The sequence below is a fragment of the Streptomyces sp. NPDC056222 genome, assembly GCF_042264065.1.
GTDB lineage: Bacteria > Actinomycetota > Actinomycetes > Streptomycetales > Streptomycetaceae > Streptomyces.
This window is the reverse complement of the sequence record NZ_JBHJTL010000024.1, coordinates 19900-34965: the sequence shown is the minus strand read 5'-3', so window position 1 is coordinate 34965 and position 15066 is coordinate 19900. Positions and strand designations below refer to the sequence as shown.

The following is a 15066-nucleotide window of genomic DNA, read 5'->3' as shown; positions in this document are numbered from 1 at the left end:
GCCAGCGGTTTTTGCACTGGTAGCCTCGCGCCTCCCGCAAGCGGGGGCTACTCCTCCGGGAACGCGGCCGAGACCAGCTGGGCGTTGTCCCGCGCCGGGCTTCCGTCCGGCAGGAACAGCGTGTCCTCCAGACCGATACGTGTCGCCAGGCCGAGACGACGGGCCAGCCGCAGGACCGGCCACGCGCCGGCGTCGGTGCCGTGGAGCAGGATCGGCCGACCGTGGCTCCCGCCCACCTCGGCGAGCAGGGTACGGGCCGTCGTGACCGGGTCGGGGCCGGTGACCTCCGCCAGGACGCGCAGCACCCGGGGAGCGAGGGGTGAGCCGAGGAAGCGCGCAGGCCCCCGCGTACCCGATCGCAGTCCGGCTTCCACGCCGACGCCCCGCTCCATCAGCGCGGCCGCCAGCTCCTCCGCGCCCGGCTCGTGCCAGTGCACCGAGGCGTGGTCGGGGAGGACCGTCCAGGCGCGGACGCGCTCCACCCGCCGTACCGGATCGGGCTCCTCCGCCACGCCGGTCGTCACCCCCACCGGCACGTCCACGGCCGCGCGGATCGCCGTCAGGGTCTCCGCCAGCACCCGGGGCGAGAGCGTCTCCCCGCCGCACGGAGTCCTGGGGTGTACGTGAATGTCCGACGCCCCGGCCGCGACCGCCCGTGCCGCCGCTTCCGCCATCGCGGCCGGCGACATCGGCACGGCCGCCGAATCCCCCGGACCGCGGCCCCCGTTCAGACAGACCTGCGTCACGCCACGGACGCCAGCCGTGGAACCGTCTCCCGCGCCCGTGCCAGCGCCCCCGCCGTCAGCACGGCCCGCGGCACCACGACCCCGCAGTCACCGCACACCGGACCGAACCACGGCTCGTCGTCCAGATCCGGCCGCCACTCGATCCGGGGCCCCGCGCACACCGGGCAGAACTCCCCGGGAGCGGACTGCAGCGCGGTGATCAGCCGCCGCAGCACCTCGGCCAGCGGCTCCGACGGATGCACCGCCGGATCGTCGCACCGCGCCACCCCGTTGCCGCCCCAGGTCCGCCGGTGCCAGTCGTCCAGCGCGCCGGGCCGCCTCAGCCCGCCGTGCTTCTCGCGCCGCCGCCGCGCCGCGAACTCCTCCTCGTACGCGAGCCACACCGCCCGCGCCTCCTCCAGCTCCTCCAGAGCGGCCACCAGCCGCCCAGGATCGAGCTCCCGATCCTCGGGCCCGAACCTGTGCCTGCGGCACAGATGGTCCCAGGTCGCGCGGTGCCCGTACGGGGCGAACCGCTCCAGGCACTTGCGCAGCGAGTACCTCCGCAGCGCCGTGTCACTCCCGGGATCGCGCACCTGTCTCGCAAGACTCCGGAAACCCGCCATCGCTTCGCACCTCCGTCGGTGGTACTTCGGCGTCAAGGACGTTATGGAATGGACGAACGGCCGCCCGTTCGTGTTCCATCGAAAATTCGATGGGGGCCATCAGAGGCGCACGAGGGAGATCTGTTGCGGGACGTCGTACTGGGGCTCGCGGAGAATCCGGCGCTCCCGGAACGGCTGCCCCGTGACGATCCTCACTTCTCGGTGGTCTGGTCCCAGGCCGCGAGGACGCCGGTCGGCCGGGTGCCGCCGGACGCCGTCGAGGCCTGTCGGTGAGGGACGTCCGCGGACCTGACTACCGCCCCCTGATCCGGCCCGCCGACGCCACCAGCCGGGCGAGCTCCGCGTGGCAGATGTCGCTGTGCTCCCCGACCACCTCCGCCGCGTCGACGCTCACGCATCCCGTCGCCGGGATCCCGTCGCGCAGGGCCTTCGCCAGCGGCAGCGAGGGTGTGCCCGGGACCGCCTGGACGCCGTCGTGGCCGATCGCCCACCAGCGCTTGTCGCTGCCGAGCAGCGAGTCGGCGTCGCGGGCCAGCCGGGAGGCGAGGGGGTAGATCACCCGCAGCGCGGTGTCGTGGCGGGAGTAGCAGGCGACCACGGGGCCGTCGACGCGGCGCTGGAGATCGCGCAGCGCACCGCCCCGGCCCGGGTCGTGCGGGAGGCGGGCCGCGAACGCGTAGTGGGAGAAGGCCCCTTGGAGGAGCGTCACCGAAGCCACGTTACGGACGTCGGCCGGCAGGCCGCGCAGGGCGAACGAGACGAGTCGGGCGCCCATGCTGTGGCCGACGAGATGGATCCGCAGCCCGGGGGAGGAGCGGGCGAGCTCGCCGAGCAAGGGGCCGAGCCCCCGCTCGCCGACCGTGCCGGAGCGGCGCTTCATCGTGTAGTACGTGGCCTGCCGCAGGGCCTCCCGCGCACCCTTCCAGTACCGCGTCAGTCTGCCCCCGAACGCCTCGCGCGGGGTCGGCAGGCTCCCCGGCCCCGCCGCCTCCTCCAGCGCGTCGGCGAACATCGCGCAGACGACCACCGGGTCCGCGAGCAGGAAGTCCGGCACCTCGGGGTCGTCCCTCATGAAGCCCTGCGAGCCGTTCGTGTCGGTCAACTGCCGGAGCAGCTCGCCGAACTCGGTCAGCGCCGCCTCGTCGTCCGGCTGCTCCCGCAGCAGCGTGGCCAGCCGTTCCACGACCGATTCCTTGCCCGGGTGCACCGCCGCCACGGACTCGAAGTCGGGGATCGGCTCGTCCGAGAACATCATGGACGGCCACACCACCCCCACGTACCCGGCCCGCACACCCGGCCTCAGGGTCTCCGGGAACGGGGCGAAGAACGCCGAGTACAGCCGGGTCGCCACGGATCGGGTGTTGTTCCACCCGTGGGCGAACATCACCAGATCCGTGACCCCTTGGGCGGCCAGCGCCGCGAGCGCCTCGTGCTGCCGGGCCGCCCCGTCGCCGTCCTTGTCGAAGGTGATCTCCCGGTACGGCTCCACACTCATTCCGGCCATGCTCTGCCCGTCCCTCCGCGTCGAGGAAGTGCTGGGGAAGTTCCTGAGGAAACTGCTCGGGATGTTCTTCCCGCGACAGCATCCTGCGCGCACGGAGGGACGGCCAGGTTTTCAGCGCAGACGCGCCGCGGAGACCTCGGGGAAGTGGACGAGCAGGTCGTACGCCGTGGTCAGCCGGACCGGTGAGCGGTTGCCCTCCCACGGGTACGCGGTGCCGATCAGCCAGGCCGGGCGATGCACGCCCAGCCAGTCGCGGGCGGCGGGCGTCGCGGCGCGCAGGTCCAGGTAGAAGGGGCGCGGCGACACCCGGTCCAGTGTCTCCGCGCTGCTGTCCGGAGCGGGCCGGCCGACCGTGAACGTACGGATCGGCTCGCCCGGTGCCTCGGTGTCATGGGCGTTGAACGAGCCCCGCCCGAAGGAGGCGCCCATGCTCACGTAGTCCTTGCCGAGCGCGTCCCGCAGGAAGGCTCCCTGGAGGCGCGGGTACTGGTCCGGCTTGGTCGTCTCGTAGCCGACGTGGTTGTTGTGCGCGGACAGCACGATCCGGTCGCCGGTCGCCCGCTGCCACCACACGGTGTTCTCGGCCATGATCCGGTCCCGGTAGAGCATCGCTTCGGCGACGCCCGTGGCGCTCTCCGCGTCGTGCGCCATCTCCGTGCCGACCTGCGCGATCGCACGGGCGTGCTGGACCATCCAGGCATGCCCCTCGGGGTCACGGCCGGGCTTCTGGCGCTCAAGGAGGGCGAGGGCACGGTTCACGTCCGCGGCCATCCGCCGACGCTCCTCCAACGGCTTGGCGAGGTACCCGTTCATCCAGGTGTCGACGTCACCGACCGGCCGCGAAGCCCGGTACAGCTCCTGGAAGCGCGGCAGGAGCCGCGGGTGGGTGCGGGCCACGTACCCCGTGACCTTGTCGAAGAGCTGCGGTCCCGCGTAGCCCAGGTCGTTGCCCATGAACCGCACCTGATGGCCGGGATGGCGCAGATTGTGCCGGCGCATCCAGGTGATGAGATCGAGGTACTCCTCGGTGTTCCAGAAGCGGTACGCGTTCTGGAACTCGTCGTCCAGGATCCGCCGCGGGTCGCCCTTGCCGAAGCGCACGTAGTCGTCGATCAGCAGCCCCGTCGACCAGTTGGCCTCCAGAGCGAAGGTGGTGAAGCCCTTCTTCTCCACCAGGTGCTCGAAGATCCGGTGCTTGGTCTCGAAGAACTCGGAGGAGCTGTGGGTCGCCTCCCCGATCCCGAGGACCTTGGCCGAGCCGATCATCCGGTCCAGCGGCCGCAGGTCGTCCAAGGGGCTTGCGGTACGGGCGAGTTCACGGGCGGGGTCCTGTGTGGCCGTGGCGTCCGCGCTCGCGGCCGGGGCGAGGGCGGCGAGGCAGAGCGCCACTACCGCCCCCACCAGAGGTAACCGATGTCGTGTCAACGTGTTCATGGATCAAGGGTGGTGGCGGCGGACCCACCCCGGCCAACCCGCCCGCACCCGTGATCATGCGGGGGTTTCCCCCACCCTTCACCGGTAGAGCAGGTACTCCTTCCGCACCGCGCGGAACGCGGCCAGATCCGAAGCCCACGCGCCCACCACCTCGTCCGTGTCCGCGCCCGCGTCGATCAGGGTCCGGACGCGTGTCGAGCCCGTCAGCTTGTCGATCCAGTTGTCCGGCCGCCAGGCGAAGCCGCTCCACGAGCGCTTCGCGCTGATCAGCAGCCCGATCCCGGTCCGTACGGGGTCGAAGGCCTCCCGGTCGTGCACCTGCACCTGGACCCCACCGACCGTCTTCCCCTGGAACTTGGAGAAGGTCGGCGCGAAGTACGCCTCGCGGAAGCGCACTCCGGGCAGCTCCAGGGCGTTCGCCGCCTCCGCCCACCGCCGGTCGACGCCCTCCGCGCCGAGCAGCTCGAAGGGGCGGGTGGTGCCGCGCCCTTCGGAGAGGTTGGTGCCCTCGAAGAGGCAGGTGCCGGAGTAGACGAGCGCGGTGTCGGGCGTGGGCATGTTGGGGCTCGGCGGCACCCACGGCAGCCCGGTGGCGTCGAAGAAGTCGCGCCGCTTCCAGCCCGACATCTGCACGGTCTCCAGCTCCACCGGCTCGGCCAGGAACTCTCCGTTGAACAGCCGGGCCAGTTCCGACACCGTCATCCCGTGCGCCTGCGCGATCGGTTCGCGCCCCACGAAGGTGGCGAAGGCGCGGTCGAGGACCGGACCGAGGGCCGCCTGCCCGGTGACCGGATTCGGCCGGTCCAGGACGACGAACCGTTTCCCCGCCAGCGCGGCCGCCACCATGCAGTCGTAGAGCGTCCAGATGTACGTGTAGAAGCGCGCACCCGCGTCCTGGATGTCGAAGACGACGGTGTCCACGCCCGATGCGGTGAAGACGTCCGCCAGCGGCTGCCCGCTCTTGAGGTAGGTGTCGTAGACCGGAAGCCCGGTCGCGGGGTCGTCGTAGCGGCCCTCCGAGCCGCCCGCCTGCGCCGTGCCCCGGAAGCCGTGCTCGGGGCCGAAGACGGCCACCAGGTCGACCCGGTCGTCCGTGTGCATGACGTCGACGATGTGGCGCACGTCCGAGGTGATCCCGGTCGGGTTGGTGACGACACCGACCTTCTGCCCGGCCAGCGGGGCGTATCCGTCGGCGACCAGCCGGTCGAAACCGGTGCGGACCCGGCGGCCGTCGCCGTGCGCGACGGCCACGGGGGCGGTCGCGACCCCCAGCCCGACCGCGCCGCCGGCGGCGAGCAGGCCGCGTCTCGACAGGCCCGACGGGTGCGACCGGCTCGAGGAATTCGACGGGTTCGACGGGCTCGACAGGCTCATACGGAAACCTCCTTGATCGCCTTCCCTGACATGGGCCCGCACGCTAGCGCTCCTGACGGCCCCAGGGAACGAGGCGTGCACCAGAGGTCTTCCCTTGCTACATACCGACTGGTTAGTCTGCTGGCACTGTCACAACGGAGAGGCGGGTCTCGATGAGTACGGTGCAGGGCGCTGGAGTGGTCGTCACGGGCGCGGGCGGCGGGATCGGAGCCGCACTCGCCCGCCGGTTCGCCGCCGAGGGCGCCCGGGTCGTCGTCAACGACCTCGACCCCGACCGCACCAAGGCCGTCGCCGAGGAGATCGGCGCCTTCGCCGTCCCGGGCGACGCCTCGGCGATCGTCGAGGAGGCCCGCGAGGCCCTCGGCGGCACCGGCTCCATCGACGTATGGTGCGCCAATGCCGGACTCGCCTCACCCGGTGACGCCTTCGCCGACGAGGCCGTCTGGGCCGCCGCCTGGGACGTCAACGTCATGGCTCATGTCCGCGCCGCCCGGGCGCTGCTGCCCGACTGGCTGGAGCGCGGCACCGGCCGCTTCGTCTCCACGGTCTCCGCCGCCGGCCTGCTCACCATGGTGGGCGCCGCCCCGTACAGCGTCTCCAAGCACGGCGCCTACGCCTTCGCCGAATGGCTCTCCCTCACGTACCGCCACCGCGGGGTCAAGGTCCACGCGATCTGCCCGCAGGGTGTGCGTACGGACATGCTCACCGCCGCCGGATCGGCCGGCGAGCTGGTCCTGGCTCCCACCGCCATCGAGCCCGAGGACGTCGCCGACTCCCTCTTCGACGCCATCGATGCCGACCGCTTCCTGGTCCTCCCGCACTCCGAGGTCGCCGAGTTCTACCGGGCCAGGGCGACCGACCCCGAGCGATGGCTCGGCAACATGAACCACATCCAGCGGAAGTGGGAAGGAGCCGGCGCATGACCTCGACCCAGTCGCTGTACGCGGCCAAGCCCTGGCTCGACCGGCTCACCGAGGCCCAGCGGGCCCCCATCGCCCCGCCGCCCACGGCGCTCCACGCCTTCCGGGCCTCCGCCGCCCGGGCCCCGGAGAGCCCGGCCCTCGCCTACTTCGACGGCCGCCTGACCTACCGCGAGACCGACAGGCTCTCCGACTCGGTCGCCGGGCACCTCGTCGCACACGGCCTGGAGCGGGGCGACCGGGTCGCGATCATGCTCCAGAACAGCCCGCACTTCGTCCTCGCGCTGCTCGGCGCCTGGAAGGCCGGCGCGACGGTCGTCCCGCTCAACCCGATGTACAAGTCGGCCGAGGTCGGGCACGCCCTGCGCGACTCCGGCGCCACCGCCCTGATCTGCTCCGACCGGGCCTGGGAGGCGTATCTGCGGGACACCGCGGCCGGCTCTTCCGTACGGATCGCGCTCACCGCCTGCGAACGCGAGCTCCAGACCCGCGACGACCCCCGTGTCCTCGCCTTCGAGCCCGTGCCCACCGAGGTCGACGACCTGCTGACCGTCGCCCGCGCCGGCCACCCCGCCCCCGCCGACCGTGAGCTCACCGCCGACGACGTGGCCCTGATCAGCTACACCTCCGGCACCAGCGGCACCCCCAAGGGCGCGCTCAACCTCCACCGGGGCATCAGCTACAACGCCGAGCGCCAGCGCACCGGGCACCCGATTCCGGAGGGGGCCGGCTACTTCGCGCTCGCCCCCCTCTTCCACATCACCGGCCTGGTCTGCGAGCTCGCCGCCTGTTTCGGCAACGCCGGCACCCTCGTGCTCGCCTACCGCTTCGACGCCGGCGTGGTCCTCGACGCCTTCCTCGAGCACCGCCCCGCTTACACGGTCGGCCCCTCCACGGCCTTCATGGCGCTCGGCGCCCACCCGGGGGCGACCCGCGACCACTTCTCCTCGTTCCTGGTCATCTCCTCCGGCGGCGCGCCGGTGCCGCCGGCGCTGGTGGAGAAGTTCCGCGCCGGCTTCGGGCCGTACATCCGCAACGGCTACGGCCTCACCGAATGCACCGCCCCCTGCGCCGCCGTACCGCCAGAGCTGGAGGCCCCGGTCGACCCGGCCTCCGGCACCCTCTCCGTCGGTCTCCCCGGGCCCGACACGGTCGTCCGCATCCTCGACGAGACCGGCGCCGAGGTGCCCTTCGGTGAACCGGGCGAGATAGCGGTACGCGGCCCGCAGGTCGTACCGGGCTACTGGCGGCTCCCGGAAGCCACCGAGCAGACCTTCCCCGACGGGGAGCTGCGCACCGGCGACATCGGCTTCATGGACGCGGACGGCTGGCTCTACGTCGTCGACCGCAAGAAGGACATGATCAACGCCTCGGGCTTCAAGGTCTGGCCGAGGGAGGTCGAGGACGTCCTCTACACCCACCCGGCCGTCCGTGAGGCCGCCGTCGTCGGCGTCCCCGACGCCTACCGGGGCGAGACGGTGAAGGCCTATGTGAGCCTGCGTCCGGGCGCCTCAGCGGAGCCCGGCGAGCTCTCCGCGTACTGCGAGCAGCGGCTGGCCGCGTACAAGTATCCGCGCGAGGTCGAGATCCTGGCGGAGCTGCCGAAAACGACAAGTGGGAAGATCCTGAGGCGGGAACTCCGTTCCCCCACTTCATGACGATCACAAGGGAAAGGCGGCGGCGCATGGCCAGGACGACGGACGGGAGCGGTACCCCCGTCCCCCAGAGGCTGCTGGCCGCCGCCACCCGGCTCTTCGCGGAGCGTGGCTACGACCGCACCTCCGTCCAGGAGATCGTGGAGGCGGCGGGCGTCACCAAGGGTGCGCTCTACCACTACTTCGGCTCCAAGGAGGACCTCCTCCAGGAGGTCTACTCCCGAGTGCTGCGGCTCCAGCAGGAGCGGCTCGACGCGTTCGCGGACGCGGACGCCCCGGTCGAGCAGCGGCTGCGGGACGCCGCCGCCGACGTCGTGGTGACCACGATCGAGAACCTCGACGACGCCTCGATCTTCTTCCGCTCGATGCACCACCTCAGCCCGGAGAAGAACAAGCAGGTGCGCGCCGAGCGGCGGCGCTACCACGAGCGGTTCCGGGCCCTGATCGAGGAGGGCCAGCAAGCCGGGGTGTTCTCCGTGGCGACCCCCGCCGACCTGGTCGTGGACTACCACTTCGGTTCGGTCCACCACCTGTCCACCTGGTACCGCCCGGACGGCCCGCTGACTCCGCAGCAGGTCGCCGACCAGCTCGCCGACCTGCTGCTGCGGGCGCTGCGGCCGTAACACTCGCGTACGGCCGAGGGCACCCGGGGCGATTGCGCCCCGGGTGCCCTCTTCGGCTCACAGGTACTTCTTCAGCTCCCGCCGGGCCAGCGACCGCTGGTGCACCTCGTCCGGGCCGTCCGCCAGCTTCAGCGTCCGCGCCGCGGCCCAGAGCTGGGCCAGCGGGAAGTCCTGCGACACCCCGCCCGCACCGTGCACCTGCACGGCCTTGTCGATGATGTCGACGACCGCGCGCGGGGTCGCGATCTTGATGGCCTGGATCTCCGTGTGCGCACCGCGGTTGCCGACGGTGTCCATCAGCCAGGCGGTCTTGAGGACGAGCAGGCGCAGCTGCTCGACCGTCACCCGGGCGTCGGCGATCCAGTTCTGCACGACCCCCTGCTGCGCGATCGCCTTGCCGAAGGCGGTGCGGGAGACGGCCCGCCGGCACATCAGCTCGATCGCCCGCTCGGCCATGCCGATCAGCCGCATGCAGTGGTGGATCCGGCCGGGGCCGAGCCGGGCCTGGGCGATGGCGAAGCCGCCGCCCTCCTCGCCGATCAGGTTCGAGACCGGGACGCGGGCGTCGTGGAACAGCACCTCGGCGTGGCCGCCGTGGGAGTGGTCCTCGTAGCCGTACACCTGCATGGCCCGCCGCACCTCGACACCGGGGGTGTCGCGCGGGACGAGGACCATCGACTGCTGGCGGCGCACATCGGCGCCCTCCGGGTCGGTCTTGCCCATCACGATGAAGATCTTGCAGTCGGGGTTCATCGCCCCGGAGATGTACCACTTGCGGCCGTTGAGGACGTACTCGTCGCCCTCCCGCGTGATCCGGGTCTCGATGTTCGTCGCGTCGGAGGAGGCGACCTCGGGCTCGGTCATCGCGAACGCCGAGCGGATCTCGCCGGCCAGCAGCGGCTCCAGCCACTGCTTCTTCTGCGCCTCGTCGCCGAACTGGGCGAGCACCTCCATGTTCCCGGTGTCGGGGGCCGCGCAGTTGAGGGCCGTGGGGGCCAGCTCGGGGCTGCGGCCGGTGATCTCCGCCAGCGGCGCGTACTGGAGGTTGGTCAGTCCGGCACCGTGCTCGGCGTCGGGCAGGAAGAGGTTCCACAGACCCTGGCGGCGGGCCTCGGCCTTCAGCTCCTCGACGATCTGCGGGGTGTCCCACGGCGAGGCGAGCAGCGCCCGCTGCTCGTGTGCGGTCTGCTCGGCGGGGTAGACGTGCTCGTCCATGAAGGTGAGCAGCTTCTCCCGCAGCTCCTCGGTCCGTGCGTCGAATGCGAAGTCCATGGCGGATCAGCCTTCCTGAAGGGTGGTGAGGCCGTGCTCGATGAAGACGGGGACGAGTTCGCCGATGCGGTCGAAGCCGGCGCCGACGGTCTGGCCGAGGGTGTACCGGTAGTGGATGCCCTCCAGGATCACGGCGAGCTTGAACCAGGCGAAGGCCGTGTACCAGGAGATCGCCGAGGTGTCGCGGCCCGAGCGGGCGGCGTAGCGCTCGATCAGCTCGGCGGGGGTGGGGTGGCCGGCGGCCGTGGCGGTCGTGCTGACGGGGGAGTGCGGGACGTCGAGCGGCGCGCTGTACATCGCGAGCAGGCCGAGGTCGGTCAGCGGGTCGCCGAGCGTCGACATCTCCCAGTCGAGGACGGCCTTGATGCGGTCGTCCTCGCCGATCAGGACGTTGTCCAGGCGGTAGTCGCCGTGGACGACGGTCGGGGCGGGAGAGGCCGGGAGCGCGCGGCCGAGCGCCGCGTGCAGCTCGTCGATGCCCGCCAGCTCGCGGTTGCGCGAGGCGTCGAGCTGCTTGCCCCAGCGGCGCAGCTGCCGGTCGAGGAAGCCGTCGGGCCGCCCGAAGTCGCCCAGGCCCACCTCCGCCGGGTCGACGGCGTGCAGGTCGACGAGGGTGTCGACCAGGCCGAGGACGGCCTCGCGGGTGCGCTCGGGGCCGAGCGGGGCGAGCTGTTCGGCCGAGCGGTACGGGGTGCCGGCGACGAACTCCATGACGTAGAACGGCGCTCCGAGCACGCTGTCGTCCTCGCAGAGCAGCACGGTCCCGGGGACGGGCACCGCTGTGCCGTGCAGGGCGCTGATCACGCGGTGCTCGCGCTTCATGTCGTGCGCGGTGGCCAGGACGTGGCCGAGCGGGGGCCTGCGGACGACCCACTGGCCGGTGCCGTCGGTGACGACGTACGTGAGGTTCGACCGGCCGCCCTCGATCAGCCGGGCGGTCAGCGGGCCGCCGACGAGTCCGGGCCGCTCGCGGTCGAGGAATCCGCGCAACTGCTCGGGATCGAGACCTGGCGGCTGGACTGCGCTCATCGTGTGTACCTCCGGGGACGCGGGGCGGGTCGGCGTTCATGATGACCGACCAGTCGGTATGTCGTCCAGGGTTCGGGCGGGAAAGCAGTGTCGACGCTCTGGTCATCGATCGGACTCATGAATAGAGTTCACATATGAATCCAGAGCTGTTCGTCGAGGAAGTCCGGCTGACCCCGATCCTGATCTCCGACCCGCCTCTGCTCAACACCCAGGGCGTGCACCAGCCCTACACGCCCCGGCTCGTGGTCGAGGTCGTCACACGCGGCGGTGTCGTCGGCCTCGGCGAGACCTACGGCGATACGAAGTATCTGGACCTCGCCCGGCCGCTGGCCGAGGCGCTGCCCGGCCGATCGGTCACGGACGTGAACGGCTTGTTCTCGCTCGCCGCGCAGGTGTGCGGCGACTCACGGGCCGTCGACGAGCGGGTCGACGCGGGCGGGCTGCGCGGAGTGCAGACCGCCGACAAGCTCCGGCTCTCCGTCGTCTCGGCCTTCGAGGTCGCCTGCCTGGACGCCCTCGGCAAGAGCCTCGGCCTGCCCGTCCACGCCCTGCTCGGCGGAAAGGTCCGTGACTCCGTCGAGTACAGCGCGTACCTCTTCTACAAGTTCGAAGGAGCGGACGTCTGGGGGGCGGCCCTCGACCCGGCGGGGATCGTCGAACAGGCCCGCCGCTTCGACCGGACGTACGGCTTCCGCTCCTTCAAGCTCAAGGGCGGCGTCTTCCCGCCCGAACAGGAGATCGCAGCGATCCGCGCCCTGGCCGAGGAGTTCCCCGGCCGGCCGCTCCGCCTCGACCCGAACGGCGCCTGGTCGGTGGAGACCGCGCTGGAGGTGGCGCGGGAGCTGAAGGACGTCCTGGAGTATCTGGAGGACCCGGCGACCGGCACGGACGCCATGGCCGAGGTCGCCGCCCGCACCGACGTGCCGCTGGCGACGAACATGTGCGTCACGACCTTCGAGGAGGTCCCGGAGGCCTTCGTCCGGGACGCGGTACGGATCGTGCTCTGCGACCACCACTACTGGGGCGGCCTGCACCGCACCCGCGAACTGGCCGCGCTCTGCCGCACGTACGGCGTCGGGCTCTCCATGCACTCCAACACCCACCTCGGCATCAGCCTCGCCGCGATGACGCAGGTCGCCGCGACCCTGCCCCACCTCGACCACGCCTGCGACACCCACTACCCCTGGCAGACCGAGGACGTCGTCACCACCCGCGCCACGTTCCACGACGGCCGCCTGGCGGTCTCCGACGCTCCCGGTCTCGGTGTGACACTGGACCGCGACCGGCTCGCGGACCTCCACCGTCGCTGGCGCGAGGACGACGGCACCCTGCGCGACCGCGACGACGCGGCGGCGATGCGCCGGCTCACGTAGGCGCGTCTCTCCCGTGCGCCCCGTCCGCGCCCCGCGCTACGCGTGGCACGCCACGGGCACGCCCCCGTTCATCGCCGCCATGTCGCCGAAGACCACCGCCGCGTCCAGCGGAGAGCCCTCCGGGAGCCCGTCCAGCTCCGCGTACGCCCGATGCAGGTTCGCCACCAGCCGCTCGCTCTCCCGCCAGGCCGCGAACTCCCCGAGGTCGGCCCGGCGGGCGGTCTCCAGCGGCGTCGCCCCCTTGCCGTGGCCCTCGCGCGCCAGCTCGGCGACCCAGCGCAGATAGCGCTCCGTCGCGTCGTACGCCGACGGCTCGGTGACCCGGCCGTGCCCGGGCACCACCGTCGGCGCGTCCAGCGCGCGCAGCAGGTCCAGCGCGCGCAGCGAACCGGACAGCGAACCCATCGGCAGGAACGGCGTCCCGCCGTGGAAGACCAGGTCCCCGGTGAAGACGACGCCCTGCTCCGGGAGATGGACGATCGAGTCACCGGTCGTATGAGCCGTCCCCGGGTGCAGCACGCGCACCTCCAGCTCACCCACGTACAGCGTCAGCCGCTCGCTGTACGTGAGCGAGGGCGGCGTCACCTCGATCGCGCCGAAGTCGGTCTGCGGCCACAGCAGATGGAGCTGACGCCCGGCCGCGAGCTGCTCCGTCCGGCAGTTGTCGTGCCCGACGATCCGCGCCTCCGGAAGGAACACCCCGTTGCCGTAGGTGTGGTCGCCGTGGTGGTGCGTGGAGACGATCGTGCGGGGCAGCGGCAGCCCTTCGGCGAGGACCGCCTCGCGCAGCAGTCGCGCCCGCCGCTCGGTCGCGGCCGTGTCCACGAGCAGCGTCTCGCGGGCGTCGCCCACGAACCCCGCGTTGTTCAGACACCAGCCGCCGTCAGGCTGGACGAAGGCGTGCACGTGCGGCGCGAGGCGGACGACATAAGGATCGGTGACGGACAAGGATTCCCCCCGGACATGAAGGACGGGCCCGACTGGCAAGGGCAGGGAGACAAGTGTGCCTGCCAAGTCGGGCCCGTTCCGCGAAAGTTCAGTGGTCGTCCCAGTGGTTGCCGTGCTCCGCGTGCCGGTGTCCGTCGTGGACGTAGTCGACATGGTCCCCGTGCGCGACGGCGGTGTGCCCGCACTCCGGCCCGTGCGTGTGGTCGGGGTGGGTGTGCGCGACGTGCGACGTCGGCTCGCACTCGTCCCAGTGCCCGGCGTGTTCGCGGTGCAGATGCCCGTCATGGGCGTAGTCGACATGGTCCCGGTGCGTGACGGCGGTGTGCCCGCACGACGGGCCGTGGGTGTGGGCGTGGGTGGGGTGCTCGTGGTGCAGAAGGGTCATGGCCTCAGGCTAGTCCGAAATGTCTACTTCGTCCTTGTGTCGGCCCTGCGCCTCGGCGAGCGCGTCGCCGCACTCCGCCGGGCCAACCCGGCTTGCGGGGCGAGAGGCGCGACGTGATCGTTCGGGGTATGAAGGCGATCAGCTACAGCCGGTACGGCGGACCTGAGGTGCTCGAGTACGGCGAGCGGCCCGACCCGAAGGTCGGCCCCGACGACGTCCTCGTCAAGGTGCGCGCGGCCGCTGTGAACCCCGTCGACTGGAAGGCCCAGGCCGGCTACCTCGACGGGATGATCGACGCGGTCTTCCCCGTCATCCCGGGCTGGGACGTCTCCGGCGTCGTCGTCCAGCCCGGCGTCTCGGTCACCGAGTTCACCGTCGGCGACGAGGTGATGGGCTACGTCCGCGAGGACTTCCTCGCCCGCGGCACCTTCGCCGAGTACGTCGCCGCCCCGGTCCGTACCCTCGCCCGCAAGCCGCGCACCATGAGCTTCGAGGAGTCCGCCGCCCTTCCGCTGGCCGGACTGACCGCCTACCAGGTGCTCCACCAGGCCCTCGCCGTCCGCTCCGGCGAGACCGTCCTGGTGCACGCGGCGGCCGGCGGGGTCGGCTCCATGGCCGTCCAGATCGCCCGCCACCTCGGCTGCCGGGTGATCGGCGCGGCGCGCGAGGCGGGCCAGGAGCAGATCAGGGAGCTGGGCGCCGAGCCGGTCCTGTTCGACGAGGACACCTTCGTCGCACAGGTCCGGGAGCTGGCGCCGGACGGCGTGGACGCGGTCTTCGACACCATCGGCGGCCCGTTCCTCAAGCTCGCCCCCCGGGTGCTGGCCCCCGAAGGGCGCCTCGCCTCGATCGCCGACGGCGAGGTCATCGGCCTCGGAGGCCGCTACTTCTGGGTGCGCCCGGATCCCCGGGACCTCGCCGCGCTCGCGGAGCTGGTCGACGAGGGCGTGTTGTCCGTACGGGTCGCCCGGAGCTTCCCGCTGGAACAGGCCGCCGACGCCCAGCGTGCGAACGCCGAGGGCGGCCTGAACGGCAAGGTCGTGGTCACGGTGGAGTGGCCCGACTGACGGGGCGCCTGGAGCGAGGCCCAAGGGCAGGCCTCAGGGGCACGGTCCATGAGCAGGCCCCAAGTGCAGGCCTCAGGGTCACGGCCCAAGAGCCGGTCCCATGAGCAGGCCCCCGAGACCGAGCCCGCCGG

15 protein-coding genes are annotated in these 15066 nt (G+C 71.9%); 6 read left to right on the top strand and 9 right to left on the bottom strand.

Annotated features, from left to right (window positions below; genetic code table 11):
* Positions 1 to 47: 47 nt before the first annotated feature.
* The gene (locus ACFC0D_RS14310; RefSeq protein WP_376434669.1) at positions 48 to 746 is read right to left on the bottom strand and encodes a 3-keto-5-aminohexanoate cleavage protein; all 699 of its coding nucleotides are present in this window, start codon (positions 744 to 746) and stop codon (positions 48 to 50) included.
* Positions 743 to 1351 carry a hypothetical protein gene (locus ACFC0D_RS14305; RefSeq protein WP_329122441.1) on the bottom strand — a complete coding sequence of 203 codons (609 nt, stop codon included), beginning with the start codon at positions 1349 to 1351 and terminating at the stop codon, positions 743 to 745. The genes ACFC0D_RS14310 and ACFC0D_RS14305 overlap by 4 nt, the downstream gene beginning before the upstream one ends.
* Before the next feature lie 123 nt (positions 1352 to 1474).
* On the opposite strand from ACFC0D_RS14305, the gene ACFC0D_RS14300 reads away from it, so the two are divergent.
* Entirely contained in the window at positions 1475 to 1624 is a 150-nt protein-coding gene (locus ACFC0D_RS14300) for a hypothetical protein (RefSeq protein WP_376434666.1), read from the top strand.
* A gap of 19 nt (positions 1625 to 1643) precedes the next feature.
* Here the strand turns inward: ACFC0D_RS14300 and ACFC0D_RS14295 are convergent, their stop codons facing one another.
* From ACFC0D_RS14295 to ACFC0D_RS14285, 3 genes are all read right to left on the bottom strand, one after another.
* Positions 1644 to 2846, bottom strand: coding sequence for an alpha/beta hydrolase (locus ACFC0D_RS14295; protein ID WP_376434664.1), 1203 nt, complete (start codon positions 2844 to 2846; stop codon positions 1644 to 1646).
* Between the two features lie 120 nt (positions 2847 to 2966).
* Positions 2967 to 4256 (bottom strand): erythromycin esterase family protein, encoded by a 1290-nt coding sequence (locus ACFC0D_RS14290; RefSeq protein ID WP_376434662.1) that lies wholly within the window; start codon positions 4254 to 4256, stop codon positions 2967 to 2969.
* Between the two features lie 111 nt (positions 4257 to 4367).
* On the bottom strand, positions 4368 to 5663 hold the full coding sequence (locus ACFC0D_RS14285) for an exo-beta-N-acetylmuramidase NamZ domain-containing protein (protein WP_376434660.1): 1296 nt from the start codon (positions 5661 to 5663) through the stop codon (positions 4368 to 4370).
* A gap of 152 nt (positions 5664 to 5815) precedes the next feature.
* On the opposite strand from ACFC0D_RS14285, the gene ACFC0D_RS14280 reads away from it, so the two are divergent.
* From ACFC0D_RS14280 to ACFC0D_RS14270, 3 genes are read left to right on the top strand one after another with little or no spacing between them, the layout of a single operon-like run.
* Positions 5816 to 6586 (top strand): SDR family oxidoreductase, encoded by a 771-nt coding sequence (locus ACFC0D_RS14280; protein ID WP_376434658.1) that lies wholly within the window; start codon positions 5816 to 5818, stop codon positions 6584 to 6586.
* Positions 6583 to 8241 carry an AMP-binding protein gene (locus tag ACFC0D_RS14275; protein WP_376434656.1) on the top strand — a complete coding sequence of 553 codons (1659 nt, stop codon included), beginning with the start codon at positions 6583 to 6585 and terminating at the stop codon, positions 8239 to 8241. Before ACFC0D_RS14280 ends, ACFC0D_RS14275 begins: the two co-directional genes overlap by 4 nt.
* Positions 8242 to 8267: 26 nt before the next feature.
* Entirely contained in the window at positions 8268 to 8861 is a 594-nt protein-coding gene (locus ACFC0D_RS14270; protein ID WP_376434654.1) for a TetR/AcrR family transcriptional regulator, read from the top strand.
* A gap of 57 nt (positions 8862 to 8918) precedes the next feature.
* Here ACFC0D_RS14270 and ACFC0D_RS14265 read toward each other — a convergent pair whose 3' ends face one another.
* Positions 8919 to 10133: an acyl-CoA dehydrogenase family protein gene (locus ACFC0D_RS14265; protein WP_376434651.1), complete on the bottom strand. Its 1215-nt coding sequence runs from the start codon at positions 10131 to 10133 to the stop codon at positions 8919 to 8921.
* Positions 10134 to 10139: 6 nt separating this feature from the next.
* Positions 10140 to 11162 carry a phosphotransferase family protein gene (locus tag ACFC0D_RS14260; protein ID WP_376434649.1) on the bottom strand — a complete coding sequence of 341 codons (1023 nt, stop codon included), beginning with the start codon at positions 11160 to 11162 and terminating at the stop codon, positions 10140 to 10142.
* Between the two features lie 134 nt (positions 11163 to 11296).
* Here ACFC0D_RS14260 and ACFC0D_RS14255 point away from each other — a divergent pair, with 134 nt between their 5' ends.
* Entirely contained in the window at positions 11297 to 12535 is a 1239-nt protein-coding gene (locus tag ACFC0D_RS14255; protein WP_376434647.1) for a glucarate dehydratase family protein, read from the top strand.
* Between the two features lie 36 nt (positions 12536 to 12571).
* Here ACFC0D_RS14255 and ACFC0D_RS14250 read toward each other — a convergent pair whose 3' ends face one another.
* Both ACFC0D_RS14250 and ACFC0D_RS14245 read right to left on the bottom strand, forming a co-directional pair.
* A complete protein-coding gene (locus ACFC0D_RS14250; RefSeq protein ID WP_376434645.1) occupies positions 12572 to 13483 on the bottom strand; it encodes an MBL fold metallo-hydrolase in 912 nt (303 codons plus the stop codon).
* 88 nt (positions 13484 to 13571) lie between these two features.
* Positions 13572 to 13868, bottom strand: coding sequence for a hypothetical protein (locus ACFC0D_RS14245; protein ID WP_329122466.1), 297 nt, complete (start codon positions 13866 to 13868; stop codon positions 13572 to 13574).
* A gap of 128 nt (positions 13869 to 13996) precedes the next feature.
* On the opposite strand from ACFC0D_RS14245, the gene ACFC0D_RS14240 reads away from it, so the two are divergent.
* Complete coding sequence (locus ACFC0D_RS14240) at positions 13997 to 14935, top strand: NADP-dependent oxidoreductase (protein ID WP_376434642.1); 939 nt, start codon at positions 13997 to 13999, stop codon at positions 14933 to 14935.
* The last annotated feature ends 131 nt before the right edge of the window (positions 14936 to 15066 follow it).